The 14,827-nt window shown below is 64.7% G+C and carries 13 protein-coding genes; 7 read left to right on the top strand and 6 right to left on the bottom strand.

The genetic code is table 11. The features are described 5' to 3' along the window. Positions 1 to 21 precede the first annotated feature (21 nt). On the bottom strand, positions 22 to 2,286 hold the full coding sequence (locus IVB47_RS15680) for an exopolysaccharide transport family protein (protein WP_247462490.1): 2,265 nt from the start codon (positions 2,284 to 2,286) through the stop codon (positions 22 to 24). Between the two features lie 203 nt (positions 2,287 to 2,489). Here IVB47_RS15680 and IVB47_RS15685 point away from each other — a divergent pair, with 203 nt between their 5' ends. From IVB47_RS15685 to IVB47_RS15695, 3 genes are all read left to right on the top strand, one after another. Then, a complete protein-coding gene (locus IVB47_RS15685) occupies positions 2,490 to 3,623 on the top strand; it encodes a glycosyltransferase family 4 protein (RefSeq protein WP_247462492.1) in 1,134 nt (377 codons plus the stop codon). Positions 3,624 to 3,743: 120 nt separating this feature from the next. Beyond that, positions 3,744 to 5,294: an undecaprenyl-phosphate glucose phosphotransferase gene (locus IVB47_RS15690; RefSeq protein ID WP_247356233.1), complete on the top strand. Its 1,551-nt coding sequence runs from the start codon at positions 3,744 to 3,746 to the stop codon at positions 5,292 to 5,294. A 166-nt stretch (positions 5,295 to 5,460) separates the two neighbouring features. After that, complete coding sequence (locus tag IVB47_RS15695) at positions 5,461 to 6,717, top strand: O-antigen ligase family protein (RefSeq protein WP_247462494.1); 1,257 nt, start codon at positions 5,461 to 5,463, stop codon at positions 6,715 to 6,717. On the opposite strand, the gene IVB47_RS15700 is transcribed toward IVB47_RS15695, so the two are convergent. Beyond that, positions 6,686 to 7,162 (bottom strand): MarR family transcriptional regulator, encoded by a 477-nt coding sequence (locus tag IVB47_RS15700; protein ID WP_051462695.1) that lies wholly within the window; start codon positions 7,160 to 7,162, stop codon positions 6,686 to 6,688. The genes IVB47_RS15695 and IVB47_RS15700 overlap by 32 nt on opposite strands. A gap of 146 nt (positions 7,163 to 7,308) precedes the next feature. Here IVB47_RS15700 and IVB47_RS15705 point away from each other — a divergent pair, with 146 nt between their 5' ends. Next, positions 7,309 to 8,505: an FAD-dependent monooxygenase gene (locus IVB47_RS15705; protein WP_247462497.1), complete on the top strand. Its 1,197-nt coding sequence runs from the start codon at positions 7,309 to 7,311 to the stop codon at positions 8,503 to 8,505. Between the two features lie 126 nt (positions 8,506 to 8,631). Here IVB47_RS15705 and IVB47_RS15710 read toward each other — a convergent pair whose 3' ends face one another. Genes IVB47_RS15710 through IVB47_RS15720 form a run of 3 tightly spaced genes read right to left on the bottom strand, consistent with a single transcriptional unit; the run spans position 8,632 to position 11,420 of the window. Next, positions 8,632 to 9,816 carry a saccharopine dehydrogenase NADP-binding domain-containing protein gene (locus IVB47_RS15710; protein WP_247462499.1) on the bottom strand — a complete coding sequence of 395 codons (1,185 nt, stop codon included), beginning with the start codon at positions 9,814 to 9,816 and terminating at the stop codon, positions 8,632 to 8,634. Between the two features lie 14 nt (positions 9,817 to 9,830). Beyond that, positions 9,831 to 10,613: a DUF169 domain-containing protein gene (locus IVB47_RS15715; RefSeq protein ID WP_027567242.1), complete on the bottom strand. Its 783-nt coding sequence runs from the start codon at positions 10,611 to 10,613 to the stop codon at positions 9,831 to 9,833. Positions 10,614 to 10,670: 57 nt separating this feature from the next. Beyond that, positions 10,671 to 11,420, bottom strand: a complete 750-nt coding sequence (locus IVB47_RS15720) for a YdcF family protein (RefSeq protein ID WP_247462501.1) — start codon at positions 11,418 to 11,420, stop codon at positions 10,671 to 10,673. Between the two features lie 183 nt (positions 11,421 to 11,603). Here IVB47_RS15720 and IVB47_RS15725 point away from each other — a divergent pair, with 183 nt between their 5' ends. The 3 genes from IVB47_RS15725 (at position 11,604) to IVB47_RS15735 (ending at position 13,495) form a co-directional block, all read left to right on the top strand. After that, a complete protein-coding gene (locus IVB47_RS15725) occupies positions 11,604 to 12,545 on the top strand; it encodes an acetamidase/formamidase family protein (RefSeq protein WP_247356229.1) in 942 nt (313 codons plus the stop codon). 200 nt (positions 12,546 to 12,745) lie between these two features. Beyond that, complete coding sequence (locus IVB47_RS15730) at positions 12,746 to 12,943, top strand: hypothetical protein (protein ID WP_007603456.1); 198 nt, start codon at positions 12,746 to 12,748, stop codon at positions 12,941 to 12,943. Positions 12,944 to 13,015: 72 nt separating this feature from the next. Next, positions 13,016 to 13,495 (top strand): GcrA family cell cycle regulator, encoded by a 480-nt coding sequence (locus tag IVB47_RS15735; RefSeq protein WP_027567245.1) that lies wholly within the window; start codon positions 13,016 to 13,018, stop codon positions 13,493 to 13,495. Positions 13,496 to 13,837: 342 nt separating this feature from the next. On the opposite strand, the gene IVB47_RS15740 is transcribed toward IVB47_RS15735, so the two are convergent. Then, positions 13,838 to 14,827 (bottom strand): porin (locus IVB47_RS15740; protein ID WP_247462503.1); only part of this gene is annotated, 990 nt, incomplete at its 5' end.

Below are 14,827 nucleotides of genomic sequence, written 5' to 3' on the forward strand. Positions count from 1 at the left end.
GGGGGAGAGGGTAAGAAACGCCTACGCCGCCACGACGCGTGGCGCGTCCCTCGCATCCGACGGCTGCACGGACCTGCTCAGCATCGTCACTTCGCTGAAGCCGACGGCGCTGAGCTGCTCGCACATCAGCGCGCGCGCATCCGGCGTCATCGACGCCTCGGGCACCACGACGGCGCGGGCATTCGCCGTCAGGAGCTCGGCCGGAAGGTCGGAGGCACTGCCGGCATCGAGCAGCACGTGGTCGTAGGCGCGCAGCAGCGCGTCGATCGCGAGCGTCACGCGCGGCGACTGCAACAGGCTGCGATCGAAGCCGGAGCGGCCGGCCATGACCAGATGCAGCCGCGAGAGCTTGTCGCGAGTGATGATCTGCGCGAACGATGCCTCGCCCTGCATCAGCTCGGCAAGGCCGGGTGCCGAGGCATCGACGGACACGGCGGCCATGGTCGGCGAGGACGCGGCGAGATCGACTACGACGACCCGCGCGTCGCGCGCCAGGTGCCGGGCCAACGTCAGCGCCGACAGCGTGATGGCTTCGCCGCTCGCCGTGCCGAGCACCGTGACTTTCTTCGCCATGGTCCCGGCGGCGCGCAGGCTGTCGGCCAGCTGTTCGATCTCCGCGAATTCGGTGACATCGGCGTCAGCCGTCATCTCCGGCTGAAGCGGCGCGGGTTCTGCCATGACTGGATCGACGAAGGGCTCGACCACCACCGGTTGGACGATCTGTTCCTGGCGAGCCGACGCCCGCGTGAGCGCTGGCGCGAACACCGCTACCGCCCGGGGCGCGGTCTGGCGCAACAATTCTCCGGTGACGACGACGCCGGACGAGAGCAGCAGTGTCGCGATCGTTGCGATCAGCACGATCGGCAGCTTCTTCGGATAGGCCGGCGTGTTCGAGACGACGGCGCGCGAGATGATGCGGCCATCCGTCGGCGCGGTGTCGATGGTCTCGCGGGTGTTGGCTTCACGGTACTTCGCGAGATAGGTTTCGAGCAGGTCGCGCTGGGCCTTGGCCTCACGCTCGAGGGCGCGGAGCTGCACGTCCTGGCCGTTGGTGGCCGTCGCCTGCTTCTTGAGCTGCTCGAGGCTTGCGGACAATTCCTGAACGCGGCCGCTGGCGGCGCGCGCATCGTTTTCGAGCGTGCGGGCGAGCTTGGCGGCCTCGTCGCGGATCTGGGTGTCGAGGTCGGCGAGCTGCGCCTTCAATTCCTTGATGCGCGGATGGTTGCCAAGCAAGGTCGACGATTGCTCGGCCAGCTGCGCCCGCAACGCCACGCGCTGCTGCGAAGGCGTACGCATCGATTCCGAGTTCAGCACTTCGGACGATTCGATCGGCTTGCCGCTCTGGATCATCTCGCGGATCAGGCGCGCCTTGGACTCGGCATCGGCCTTGAGCGCGCGCGCATTGTTCAGCTGGGTGTTGACCTCGCCCATCTGCTGGTTCGACAGCGTCGTGTTGTTGGTGCCGACGAACAGGCTCGACTTGGAGCGGAAATCCTCGGCTTTCGCTTCGGCCTCAGAGACATTCCGTCGCAGCTCGTCGATCCTGCCGGCATACCACTGGCTGGCGTTTCGGGCCTGGTCCTGACGCGCATCCTGCTGGAGCACGAGATAGCCGTCGGCGATCGAATTGGCGACGCGCACGGCAAGATCTGGATCGGCAGACTGGAATTCGATCACGATGACGCGCGACTTGTCCACGGCGTAGGCCTGGAGGCGCTCATAATAGGCGTCCAGCACGCGCTCTTCCGGCGTCATCGAGAACGGATCGCGGCCGATGCCGACCAGCGCCGCAAGCGACTTCAGCGGCGAAATGCCTTGCAGCACCGGATCGAACTCGGGCCGTTCCGCAAGCTTGTTCTTCTTGATGATCTCGCGCGCGAGATCGCGCGACAGCACGAGCTGCACCTGGCTGGTGACGGCTTCGGCGTCGAGCGCCTGCCGTTCCTCGGCGCGATCACTGTTGGGGCGCAGAAAGACGTTCTCGCGGCCGTCGATCAGGATGCGGGATTCGGACTTGTAGCGCGGCGTGATGAGATTGACGATCGCGACTGATGCGACCAGCGCCAGCACCGTCGGCACGATGATCCAGCCGCGCTTGCGCGCCAATGCCGCACCGAGCGCGTGCAGGTCGATGTCGCCGGATTCGACTGGCGCCGGCCGCGGAGCAACGAACGCAGGCTTCGCTTCAATGCTGGGCTCGAGTTCGGCCCGCTTGGCTGCGACCTTCGAGACAGCCCGCTCGACCACCGCCTTGTCCTTGCCGGCACGCCAGAACGCTAAACGCATCGAACACTCCCGCAGGCGCAACGCCACGAACCTACCTCAACCGAGGCGATTACACTCCATTAAGGTTGCCGCTGGGTTAATCGTGGCGTGCGGCAGCTCGCGCGTGCACGTCCGTCACCGTTTGTTAACCACGAGGGCTCTTAATCCGTCTCGATATTTCGTGAGATTGTTCGAGCATTCGCCGTCGAGCGCTGGTTTTGATCATGCCCCCCTCTCCCGACCAGCCGCTTCGCATCCTGCACGCCGTGCGCGCTCCGGTCGGCGGCATCTTCCGCCACATCCTCGACGTCGCCAACGGCCAGGTCGATCGTGGCCATCATGTCGGCATCCTCGCCGACAGCCTCACCGGCGGTGAGCGCGCCGACAAGGCCCTTGCCGAGCTAGCACCGCGGCTGAAGCTTGGCGTGCACCGGATGGCGATCCGCCGCGAACCCTCGCCCGACGATGTCCTGGTCTGGTTCCGCTTGCGGCGCCTGATCGCCACGCTCAAGCCCGACGTGATGCACGGCCACGGCGCCAAGGCCGGCGCTTTCATCCGCATGCGGCGGCGATCCGACGACACCATCCGCATCTACACCCCGCATGGCGGCTCGTTGCATTATCCCCTCAACACCCTCAAGGGCGAATTTTACGCGCGGCTCGAGCGTGCGCTGATGGACGCGACCGACCTGTTCCTGTTCGAAAGCGCGTTTGCCCGCGACACCTATCAGCGCATCGTCGGCAAGCCGAAGGGCGTGGTGCATTGCGTCTTCAACGGCGTGACGCCGGAGGAATTCGAACCTGTCGTCATGGCCGACGACGCCACCGACCTCGCTTATGTCGGTGAGTTCAGGCACATCAAGGGCGCCGATCTGCTGGTCGACGCGGTGGCGCGCCTGCACGAGGGCGGCAAGAAGGTCACACTGACGCTCGGCGGCGACGGCGAGGAGACCGCGGCGCTGAAAGCGCAAGTCGAGAGGCTTGGCCTCTCCGGTGCCATCCACTTCATCGGTCACGTCAAGGCACGCTACGGCTTCTCCAAGGGGCGGCTGCTGGTCGTCCCGTCGCGTGGCGATTCCATGCCCTATGTCGTGATCGAGGCCGGCGCCGCCGGCATTCCGATGATCGCGTCCAAGATCGGCGGCATCCCCGAGATTTTCGGCGCGGAGAACCCGGCGCTGTTTGCGCCGAGCAACGCGGAGGCCATGGCGGAAGCGATTGCCGCTGCGCTCGACAATCCGCAGGGAACAGCGCAGCGCGCCTCGTCTCTTCGCGAGCGCATCTCCGCGCATTTCTCCCAGCAGGCGATGGTCGACGGCGTGCTCGCGGGCTATCGTAACGCATTTGCCAATCATTAACCATCCTTAAGACCGCTTTAGAGAATCTTCCGATTTGTCCGATAATCCAAGCGCCAGGGGATGCTCGCCCGGGGCGCAAGGACGCGGCCCCGCGGGTTTTTGGAATGGACGTGGACGCCCGTGGAACCGCTCAACGCACGCTCGATGCTCGATGCCGCGACCAGCGCCGCGGCGAAGCCGGCTGACCGGCCCTTTGTGGAGCGGCGTCAACGGCTCTCGCCCGCCGCGCTCGACGTCGTCAACCAGAAAGTCGCCCGCGCCTATTCACCGATCGTGATCACCGGCTTCGTACGCCTCGCCGATTTCGCGCTGCTGAGCCTCGTCGGCATCGTCCTCTATCTCGGCTATGTCATGCCGCACGCCGGCTCCTTCAGCTGGATCTATCCCGCGCAGGTCATCGCCGTCGCGGTTTCCGCCGTGGTCTGCTTCCAGGCCGCCGACATCTATCAGGTGCAGCTGTTCCGCGGTCAGCTCCGGCAGATGACGCGGATGATCTCGTCCTGGTCGTTCGTCTTCCTGCTGTTCATCGGCATTTCCTTCTTCGCCAAGTTCGGCAGCGAAATATCGCGGTTGTGGCTTGCCGCCTTTTACGTCCTCGGGCTCGCCGCGCTCCTCTGCGAGCGTCTGGTGCTGCGCTCGCTGGTGCGCGCCTGGGGGCGCGAGGGCCGGCTCGACCGCCGCACCATCATCGTCGGCTCCGACCGCAACGGCGAACAATTGGTCGAGGCGCTGAAAGCGCAGGAGGATTCCGACATCCACGTGCTCGGCGTGTTCGACGACCGCAACGACAGCCGCGCGCTCGACACCTGTGCCGGCGCGCGCAAGCTCGGCAAGGTCGACGACATCGTCGAGTTCGCCCGCCGCACCCGCGTCGATCTCGTGCTGTTTGCTCTGCCGATCTCCGCCGAGACGCGCATCCTGGAGATGCTGAAGAAGCTTTGGGTGCTGCCGGTGGACATCCGCCTCTCCGCGCACACCAACAAGCTGCGCTTCCGCCCCCGCTCCTATTCCTATATCGGCGAGGTGCCCACGCTAGACGTGTTCGAGGCGCCGATCACCGACTGGGACCTGGTGATGAAATGGCTGTTCGACCGCGTCGTCGGCACCCTCGCGCTGCTCGTGGCCTTGCCGGTGATGGGATTGGTGGCGCTGGCCGTGAAGCTCGACAGCCCCGGCCCCGTGCTATTCCGCCAAAAGCGCTTCGGCTTCAACAACGAGCGCATAGACGTCTACAAGTTCCGCTCGATGTACCATCATCAGGCGGATCCGACGGCCTCGAAGGTCGTGACCAAGAACGACTCGCGCGTCACCCGGGTCGGCCGCTTCATCCGCAAGACCAGCCTCGACGAGCTGCCGCAGCTCTTCAACGTGGTCTTCTCCGGCGATCTCTCTTTGGTCGGCCCGCGTCCGCATGCGGTGCAGGGCAAGCTGCAGAGCCGCCTGTTCGACGAAGCCGTCGACGGCTATTTCGCCCGCCACCGGGTCAAGCCCGGCATCACCGGCTGGGCCCAGATCAACGGCTGGCGCGGCGAGATCGACAACGAAGAGAAGATCCAGAAACGCGTCGAGTTTGACCTCTATTACATCGAGAACTGGTCGGTGCTGTTCGATCTCGTGATTCTGCTGAAGACGCCGATCTCGCTACTGACCAAGAACGAAAACGCGTATTGAGTTTTGTGTGCCCGAGCCACGCTGTCATCGCCCGGCTTGACCGGGCGATCCAGTACTCACCGGCAGCGGAAACTGCCACGAACGGCTCGGAGTACTGGATGCCCCGCCTTCGCGGGGCATGACGGCGGAAGTTGTAATTGTGGCGTATGAGTAGCGTGAGCGTGTGATGGCATATGCGGCAACAGCCGGGGAGATCAATGCAGCGGTTCGCGCTGCGCCCGGCGTGCTGGCCCTCCAGCGCGCGCTGGTATGGCTGGTCGGCGCCTCCGGCGCGATCGTCTTCATCGAGCCGAGCCCCTACGAGATCGTGACGCTGCTGGCCACCATCACCTTCTTCGCTACCGGCCTGCGTCTCCGGCTCGCTTTGATGCCACTGGTGCTGATGCTGGTCCTGCTCAATATCGGCTACACGATCAGCGCAATCCCGCTGTTCGAGCAGTCCGAGGTGGTCAGCTGGATTGCGACCTCCTGGTACATGGCGGCGACCGTCGTGTTCTTCGCCATGGTCACGTCGGAGGACACCGCGGCCCGGCTCGACATGCTCCGCCGGGGGCTCGTGGTCGGCGCGATGGTCGCCTCGCTATTGGCGGTCGCCGGCTACTTCCACCTGGTTCCCGGCGGCGACGACCTCCTCACACTGTACGGACGCGCGCGCGGCACCTTCAAGGACCCGAATGTGCTCGGCGCCTTCCTGATCCTGCCGGCGCTGTTCTCGCTGCAGAGCGTCGTCTCCGACAAGTTCGGCAAGGCGTTTCGCAACGTCATCGCCTTCGGCATCATGTCGCTGGCGATCCTGCTGGCGTTCTCCCGCGCCGCCTGGGGCGGGCTGGTGCTGACATCCGCCTTCATGCTGGCGCTGATGGTGCTGACCAGCCGCACCAACGCTCAGCGCTCGCGTATCATCGTCATGGCGATCCTGGCCGCGGTGCTGGGCCTTGCGCTGATCGCGGTGTTGATGTCGTTCGATTCCACCGCCGAGATGTTCAAGCAGCGCGCGAGCTTCGACCAGAGCTATGACGAAGGCAGGTTCGGCCGGTTCGGCCGGCACATTCTGGGAGCGGAGATGGCGCTCGACCTGCCGTTCGGCATCGGCCCTCTACAATTCCACCGCTTCTTCCCCGAGGACACCCACAACTCCTATCTCAACGCCTTCATGTCCGGCGGCTGGCTGTCCGGCATCTGCTATCCCGCGCTGGTCTTCACGACCGTCATCATGGGTGTCAGGCACATCTTCGTGCCCGTGCCCTGGCAGCGCGCTTATCTGGCGGTGTTCTCCGCCTTCGTCGGCACCGTCGGCGAAAGCTTCGTGATCGACACCGACCACTGGCGGCACTTCTGGATGATGCTGGGCGCGATGTGGGGCATGATGGCGGCTGCGCATATCTACAAGGCTAGGGCTGGCGACGAAGCTTCTTCAGCTTGAGATCGGGGCGTTTCTCCGGCGGCGTGTCGAGCAGGCCCTTCAGCGCCGCGGTCGCCGCGAGCACGCCCTTGTAGCCCTCATTGGCGAAGCGCAGCAGCAGGCGCAATTCCTGGTCGGAATAGCCGCCAAAAACCTTCTCCATCGCCTGCTGCATCGGCACGTAGAACTGGCCTAGCCTTTCTATCGCCTCCGGCACGACGGCAATGAAGACCTTGCGACGATCGGCATCGTCGCGCTCACGACGCACCAGGCCCGCCTTTTCGAGCCGGTCGACCACGCCCGTGATGGCGCCGGTCGTGAGCCCCGTGACTTCGGCGAGCCGGCCGGCGGTGACACGGCCTTCGAGATACAGGATGTCCATGCATTCGAGGTCGGAATTGGCAATTCCGGCAACGTTCGCAACGGTCTGGCCATAAAGCACGCCCTGCGCGGACGACCTGCGCATCGCCTCCTCGAGCTCCTGCAGCAGCGCGGCGCGCGCCTTCGTCCTTGACAAGGCAAACCTCGTATCTTAGTAGGTAGATATCTTAGTCACTAAGAGATTTAGCAACCGTAATTCTCATAGCACCACCGAAACGTCGGGAGCAAGCCATGTCCTATCGTCCCCGAAAGGCCCTCATCATCGGCGCCGGCATCGCCGGCCCCGTGACGGCGATCCTGCTGCGCCGCGCCGGCATCGAGTCCGCGATCTACGAGGCCTGGCCCTATTCGAAAGGCATCGGTGGCGGCCTTCAGATCGCACCGAACGGCATGCAGGTCATGGACGAGATCGGCCTTTCGAACGAGCTGATCAGCCGCGGCTCGGTCGCGGAATCGTTCGACTTCTATTCGCAAGGCGGGAAGAGGCTCGGCTCGATCAATCGCGACATGGCGCGGCGCTTCGGCCAGCCCGCGGTCAATGTCTGCCGCGCCACGCTGAACGAGATGCTGATCGACAAGGCCTGGTGCGCGTGCGTTTCACTCTTTTTCGAGAAGCGCCTGATCAAGATCGAGGATCGCGGCGACCAGCCGATCATCGCCTACTTCGCCGACGGCACCACGGCCGAAGGCGATTTCCTGATTGGCGCCGACGGCGTGCACTCGGTGACGCGGCGCCAGGTGGTGCCGGACGGGCCGCAACCGTTCGACACCGGACTGATCGGCTTCGGCGGCTTCGTGCCGCACGCCGTCCTCGACGGCCGGCCGATCGGCCGGCACGTCGAGACCACGTTCGGGCAAAGCGGCTTCTTCGGCTACGGCTATTGCAGTCCCGACCCGAACGACGGCGTGATGTGGTGGAGCACGCAGCCGGCGCACGGCATGGACCCGGCGATGTTTCGCGCTCTCGACCGTGCAACGCTGAAGCAGCACCTGCGCGGCTTCCACCGCGGCTGGCACGATCCGATTCCTGGCATCATCGAGGCAGCCGAGAACATCGTGGTCACCGACACGCTCGACGTCGCCACCCTGCCGACCTGGTCGCGCAAGCGCTCGCTGCTGATCGGCGATGCCGCCCATGCGACCAGCCCCCATGCCGGCCAGGGCGTCTCGCTTGCGCTGGAGGATGCGATGCGCCTCGCTCGGTTGATGCAGCAAGGCCAGGAGCTCGGCGCCACCTTCCAGGCCTTCGAGGCCGAACGGCGCCCGCGCACGGAAAAAATTGTCGCCATGGCCCGCCGCAACGGCAACAGCAAGCGCGAGTTCAGCGCCACCGGCGCGTGGATCCGCAATCAGATGATGAAATGGCTGCTGCCACTGGGCGCGAAGGGCATGGATTTCATGTACGCCTACGACGCGCGGGCCGTGTAGTGGCGAACGCTGTCATGCGCGCGAAGGGCCGTAGGATGGGAAAAGGCACAATGCGCCGTACCCACCATCTCTCCGCAATCGCGATAGACGTGGTGGGCACGCTTCGCTTTGCCCAACCTACGGAAGCTAGGCCCGGGCTTCGACCTCGAACGTCAGCCCCGCGTTCTCGACCAGCCGCTTGATCAGCTTGTGCTGCATCGCCGCGCCCGGGGTCCAGAAGCCGGCTGCGACGTCGGTCGTGTCACGCAGCATGCAGATGGCGCATTCGGAGATCATCTTCGAGGTCGAGCCGTAGCCGGGATCGCGGTCGCCGGTGACACCGGCGCGAACCATGCGGCCATCGGGTGCGATCGCGATATAGAGCAGATCGAACAGACCGTTTTCGCGCTCTTCCTTCGACGGCCCCTCGCCCGGCTTCGGTGCGTCGGGGCCGGTCTTGCCCGCATTGGCAGCCATCACGAGCTTGGCGTTGGCCTCGCCCTTTTCGCCGGGACCGGTCAGGACCATCTCGTCGTAGACGAAGTCCTGGCCGTAGGGGAATCCCATCAGCATGTTGGAGCGGTGAACGTTGCGCGTGTTGATCAGCGCCATCGTGAACGGCGCCGCCCAGGATTGCAGATCCTCCTCGAAGGCCAGCCTGTTGCCTTTCGGCTGCTTCGGGCCGGTGAAGCCGGGCGTCAGCGCAAAATGATCGTTGAGAATGGCGACAAGGCTGAGATCCCTGGCCACCGCATCGAAGGTCGCCTTCGCGCTCGCGGCGGTGCCGCCCGAGAGCGTGCCCCGCATGTCGCGCACACGCCCTTTCACCCGCGGGGCCGGCGCGCCGAAGACACGTTTGGCCTCTTCCTGGACGAAGAACGTGCCGAGCTCGAACGGCACGGAATCGTAGCCGCACGAAAATACGATCCGCGCGCCGCTCTCTTTCGCAGCCGCCTCGTACTTGTCGATCATCTGGCGCATCCAGATCGGCTCGCCGCAGAGATCGAAATAATCCGTGCCCGTGGCGACGCAGGCGGCGAGCAGTTCCTCACCATAGAGCTGATACGGGCCGACGGTGGTGATCACCGACATCGTCCGTTCCGCCATCGCCTTCAGCGAGGCCGGGTCCGACGCATCTGCGACAATAAGCTCCGTATTCCCGGGCGCGCCGATCGCATCGCGCACCGATTTCAGCTTGCCGAGGCTGCGGCCTGCCATCGCCCATTTGAGCGAATGGTCGCTCTTGTAACGCTGGGTCAGGTATTCGGCGACGAGCTGGCCGGTAAAACCGGTCGCGCCATAGACGACGATGTCGAATTTCGCAGAGCTCATGGTCGGCCTTTACTTTACTTCTTCGCGTAGCTCACGCCCATGCCGGCACGGACATCGCTTTGAATACCATAGGGCGGGATCGGATAACGCAGGCCGTTCTTCGCCAGCGCCTTCATGCCCACAACCGCCTTGGCGAGATGTTCCGGCTTCAGGGCCATCAGCATCTCCTCGTCCGGTACGCCGCCATAGCGCCGTTCGGCATAGCATGGCAAGGACAGGCTGGGCTCACCGCTCTTGAGCGCCCTGCCCCAGGAATCGGCGCAAGCGGTCTCGCCGACCACGCCCCATTCGAACTTCTTGTAGCCGGTATATTGCAGCCCGTTGATCAGGATGATCATCTGCCCCGGCGTCGCATAGACGAGACAGATGTCCGGCGGGTCGAGCCGGCCGCTCGACAGCGGGCTGACTGCGAGCGCCTGATATTGCCCGAACGGAACCACGTCCAGCGCCTCCTGACGCTTGCGTGCGTCCTCCGCGGTGCCATGCCAGACCCCGACATAGTTTTCGCCGGCGAGCCATTTCTCGTCCTGCGGTGCAAGGCCGATCACCGCGCGGCATTGCGCGCCGACGAGATCGTCGGCCGTGATGCCCACTGTCCAGCCCAGACGCGCCGCCATGCTGACGATCTGGTCGGTGGTGTGGACCGCGTTCGGCCGCCGGATTTTCGGAATTGCCTCCATGTCCGCGGTCCGCGCGAACAACTTCATGCCGATCACCGTGGTCTTCAGCCGCAGCAGGCTGTTGAGATCGGCGACGAGGCCGGCAAGATCGATGCTGTCTGCACTCTGCTGTTGCATGGCGTCCTCCCGGCCGGTCGTTCGCGCACCGGCGCTGTTATTGCTTCTTGAACGGTTCTAGTCCTTCGCCGGTCCCGGGAGCAACTCGCCAGTCCGGCCCATCAGGCGGTAGGCGACGAGCCCGATCCATTCGCGCACGGCGACCTCGGTTCGGCCGAGCCCGTCCGTGCCGACATTGGTGAAAGAGAAGAGATCGTCACGCCCGCCCATTCGCCAGTCCACGGGATAGGCTTCCACGTCAAATCCCGCCTTGCGAAAGATCCCCATCGAACGCGGCATGTGAAAGGCCGAGGTGACCAGGAGCCAGCGCTCGCCCGGCTTGGGCGCCACCAATTGTTTGGTGAAGATGGCATTCTCGTAGGTGTTGCGAGAGTCCCGCTCCAGGATCAGGCGCTGCTTCGCGATGCCCAAATTCTCCAGGATCGGCGCGGAGTAGTCGGCCTCCCGGGCGTCCGTCGAAACCAGGTTCGCGGTGCCCCCGGTGAAAACAACGCGCGTGTTCGGATAGCGGCGCGCGAGCTCGGCCGGCGCAAACAGGCGATCGGCCGCGTGCGCGACGACCGGCGTGCGGTGCGCCGCCGAAAGATCGGTGTCGACCGAGCCGCCAAGCACGATGATGCCGTCGGGCGCGCCGCGCGACGGATCCCACGGCGGGAAACGCGACTCCAGCGGATAGAGCAAAAGGTTGCCGAGCGGCGAAAACGCGGCGAGCGCCAGCAGGATCAGCGTGGCCGCGGCGAGCTTGCGGCCGAATGCGGCAAAGCGCGTCGCCATTAGCACGACCGAGACGATCCCAAGCTCGATCATGAAATTGATCGGCAGCACCGCGGCGCCGAGGGTCTTGGACAGGACAAAAAGCAGGGGGAGCCTCGCTGGAATGATCGTGCCTGGTGCGCGCGGGCTTGACCCGCCCGTCGATCTTCAGAAAGCTTCTTGGAAGAGGATCGATTGCCTGGTCAAGCCCGGGCCTGTGAAATGGACGGATACCACATGACCCATCACCACCTGCATTCCAGCCCCGAGACCTGTCATTGGGGCTTCTTCGAAGCCGCGCTCAAGCCCGTCCTCACCATCGCAAGCGGCGACGAGGTCACGATCGACACCATCAGCGGCGGTCCGGACATGCTACCCGACCGTGGCAAGTTTCACATTCCGCCCGAGATGCACAAGGTTCACGCCGAAAACGAGCGCATGCTGCCTGGCCACATCCTCACCGGCCCGATCGCGGTCGAGGGGGCCGAGCCCGGCGACGTGCTCGCGGTCGAGATCCTCGACGTCCAGCTCCGGCAGGATTGGGGCTGGAACATGATCAAGCCGCTGTCCGGCACCCTGCCCGACGATTTCCACGAGACGCGCATCCTGAACATCCCGCTCGACCGGTCGCGGATGGTCGCCCGCATGCCGTGGGGGCTCGACCTGCCGCTCAAGCCGTTCTTCGGCGTGATGGGCGTTTCGCCGCCTCCGGCCTGGGGCCGCATCTCCTCGCTCGTTCCTCGCGCCATGGGCGGCAATCTCGACAACAAGGAGCTTGGCGCTGGTGCGACGCTGTACCTGCCCGTGTTCGTCCCGGGCGCGCTGTTCTCCTGCGGTGACGGCCACGGCGTGCAGGGCGACGGCGAGGTCTGCGTCACCGCGATCGAGACCGCACTCCAGGGCCGCTTCCGTCTGACGCTGCGCAAGGATCTCAGGCTCGACTATCCCCGCGGCGAGACGGAGACGCATTACATGACCATGGCGATGGATCCCGACCTCGACCAGTGCGTGGTGCGGGCGCTGCGCGACATGATCGTGCTGCTGGGCGAGAGGCGCAATTTGTCCCGCGAGGACGCCTATACGCTGTGCAGCCTGGCGGCCGATCTGCGGGTGACCCAGACCGTCAACGGCTCCAAGGGCATCCATTGCATGATCGAAAAGGCGATCGTGCACGGCTGAGCCGACCCGCCCTCTCCTGACCTCTCGAGGCCACGCCGCCGCCTGCCTTCTCGCGCGGCGTGTCCTGCCATGCCTGATTTCCTTCGCGATTCCAACGAGCTGACCGAGCGTCGCAACCTGCATTTGACTTCCGCTGCCAAACCTAAATAGAGTCTTAATCGTAACTTTTATGTACCCGCGTATGAGGCTAGCGTTTAGGCATGGCCACCGAAAAAGCCGAGACTGACCGCATTCCCGTAACCTTGGCGCTCTCGACCATCACCTATCTGGAGAAGCTGGTGAGACAGGGCACCCACGGCACCAGCGTTCCCGGCGTCGCACGTACCTTGATCGAGGAAGGCATCCGTCTCGCCATCAAGGACGGGCTTTTGTCGATTCGCGACAATGGCAGAACGTGAGCGCGCGCCGAACGTGAGGCGGACGGATCTCGAGAGGCGGATGGCCGACATCTGCAACCTGGGACCGCACCAATGCCTGTTCTCTCACCCACCTGGACCGACGAACGAATTGAACTTTTGAAGCAGCATTTCGAGGCTGGCCTCTCCTGCCGCGAGATCGCCGCCGACATCGGCGTCAGTCGCAATGCCGTGATCGGCAAGCTGTCCCGCCTCAATCTGACGCGCGGCCGGACCGTCGACGATCGCAAGGTTCACGACAGGGGCCTGGCGCCGGCGCGCGCGCCGCGGACCGTCCCGCGGCTGCAATACGAGATGCTCGCCACGATCTATGGGGAAACCGGTGTGCCGATGGTCGCCGGTCCGATCGACGACGCCAATCGCTGCTCGCTGCTGGAGCTTGCCGAGAACCGCTGCCGCTGGCCGATCTCGACGCCCGGCGCCGACGATTTCTGCTTCTGCGGCAACTCCGCACCCGACGGCCAGTCCTATTGCGCCGGCCACAGCCGCCTCGCCTACCGGCCGAATTCCCGCGCGCGCGTCATGCGCGGCTAGAGCCAAGTCTTAGAGCCAAGTCCTGGAGCCAAGTCCTGGAGCCATGGACCAAAACGAAAAACCTCCGGCAGGGCATTGCCGGAGGTTTCTGGAGGTTTAGCATCAAGTCAGAGCCGCAACTTTCGTCATCGGCTGAGAACTATATAGCTTAGTAACTCAGGTAAGTAAATAAATTTGGGCCGACCGAATCGCATGGCTCGTCTTCGTCGCCCGCACGGGCCGCCGGATTTTCCGAAGCCCATCTCGCAAAAGGCCCCGCTCGTAAAAAGCCCCGGCGGTGTCCCGCCGGGGCTGCGTCATATCCGAAGACCCAGTCCGAAGACCAAGTCCGAAGATCAAGGCTTACCAGTTGCGCTGGGCGCGAACGAGCAGGCTGTAGGTGTCCTGGTCCTTCAGCTCATAGGTTGCGGCAGGCTTGGCAACGCTCGTGAGCGCCGGCGTCGTGATCACGCCCGAGTACTTCTGGTCAAGGTGGCTGTAGGTGAAGTCAGCCGAGAAGGTCAGGTTCTTGACCGGGGTCCAGCGGGTGATGACACCGATCTGGCCGATGTTGAAGTCCGGGTTGCAGGTGCCGGTCAGGGTCGCGAACGCGGCGCTGCCGCAGATCATGCCCTTGGCCGTGCCGCTGTAATTAACGGCAGCCCACGCACCATAGAGCGCCGAGTTCCAGTACGGGCTCCAGTTGTGGGTGTAGGCACCACGGAAGCCGTAGGTCTTGGTCAGCTCGAGGCCGCTGCCGGGTGCGAACACCGCGTCAGACACGCCGGCGAAGCCGATGCTCTGATACGCGCCGCCCGACCCGCCGAACATTGAGTAGTTCGTCGCCGCCAACTCCTGGAAATTGTACCGGCTTGCGCCGTCGGTGTAGACGCCCGAGATGTTGATCAGGTCGCCTGCACCGGTCGGGATGTTCTTGATTGACAGAGCCAGCTGGACCGCCCAGCCCCACTTGTCTTCAGGATGACCGGTAGTTTCGCTGGCGCCGTAATAGCCGACGTGGTTGTCGTGCGCGGCGACCGAGGCCTGGAACAGGCCCCAGGCCTGGTCGACGCGGAGCGTGCCGACGAGATCGGGGGCGCGGGTGCCGCCGAGATCGTTGGAGCCGTAGGCACCGCCGAGGACGCCGGTGGTGGACATGCCGGCCGTATTCCAGAGGGCGGTCTGGAACACCTGTGTCTGGTCCTGGGCCGAGACGATCGCCGTCACGCCTTGGCCGAGATCGGCGGTGTAGGTGAACTGGGCAACACCGTTGGTGGTGCCGCTGCCGCCCACGAGCTGGTCGAAGTTGTTGCCGGGATAATTGATCCAGGGCGCGTCGAACTGCGACACGGC

The organism is Bradyrhizobium sp. 62 (assembly GCF_023073035.1).
Taxonomy (GTDB): Bacteria; Pseudomonadota; Alphaproteobacteria; order Rhizobiales; family Xanthobacteraceae; genus Bradyrhizobium.

Coding starts and splice junctions, on each gene's coding strand:
- IVB47_RS15720 (WP_247462501.1), bottom strand. CDS start 11,420: ATGATCGAGCTTGGGATCGTCTCGGTCGTGCTAATGGCGACGCGCTTT.
- IVB47_RS15695 (WP_247462494.1), top strand. CDS start 5,461: ATGGCATATGCGGCAACAGCCGGGGAGATCAATGCAGCGGTTCGCGCT.
- IVB47_RS15685 (WP_247462492.1), top strand. CDS start 2,490: ATGCCCCCCTCTCCCGACCAGCCGCTTCGCATCCTGCACGCCGTGCGC.
- IVB47_RS15680 (WP_247462490.1), bottom strand. CDS start 2,286: ATGCGTTTAGCGTTCTGGCGTGCCGGCAAGGACAAGGCGGTGGTCGAG.
- IVB47_RS15735 (WP_027567245.1), top strand. CDS start 13,016: ATGCCTGTTCTCTCACCCACCTGGACCGACGAACGAATTGAACTTTTG.
- IVB47_RS15710 (WP_247462499.1), bottom strand. CDS start 9,816: ATGAGCTCTGCGAAATTCGACATCGTCGTCTATGGCGCGACCGGTTTT.
- IVB47_RS15725 (WP_247356229.1), top strand. CDS start 11,604: ATGACCCATCACCACCTGCATTCCAGCCCCGAGACCTGTCATTGGGGC.
- IVB47_RS15715 (WP_027567242.1), bottom strand. CDS start 10,613: ATGCAACAGCAGAGTGCAGACAGCATCGATCTTGCCGGCCTCGTCGCC.
- IVB47_RS15700 (WP_051462695.1), bottom strand. CDS start 7,162: ATGCGCAGGTCGTCCGCGCAGGGCGTGCTTTATGGCCAGACCGTTGCG.
- IVB47_RS15705 (WP_247462497.1), top strand. CDS start 7,309: ATGTCCTATCGTCCCCGAAAGGCCCTCATCATCGGCGCCGGCATCGCC.
- IVB47_RS15730 (WP_007603456.1), top strand. CDS start 12,746: ATGGCCACCGAAAAAGCCGAGACTGACCGCATTCCCGTAACCTTGGCG.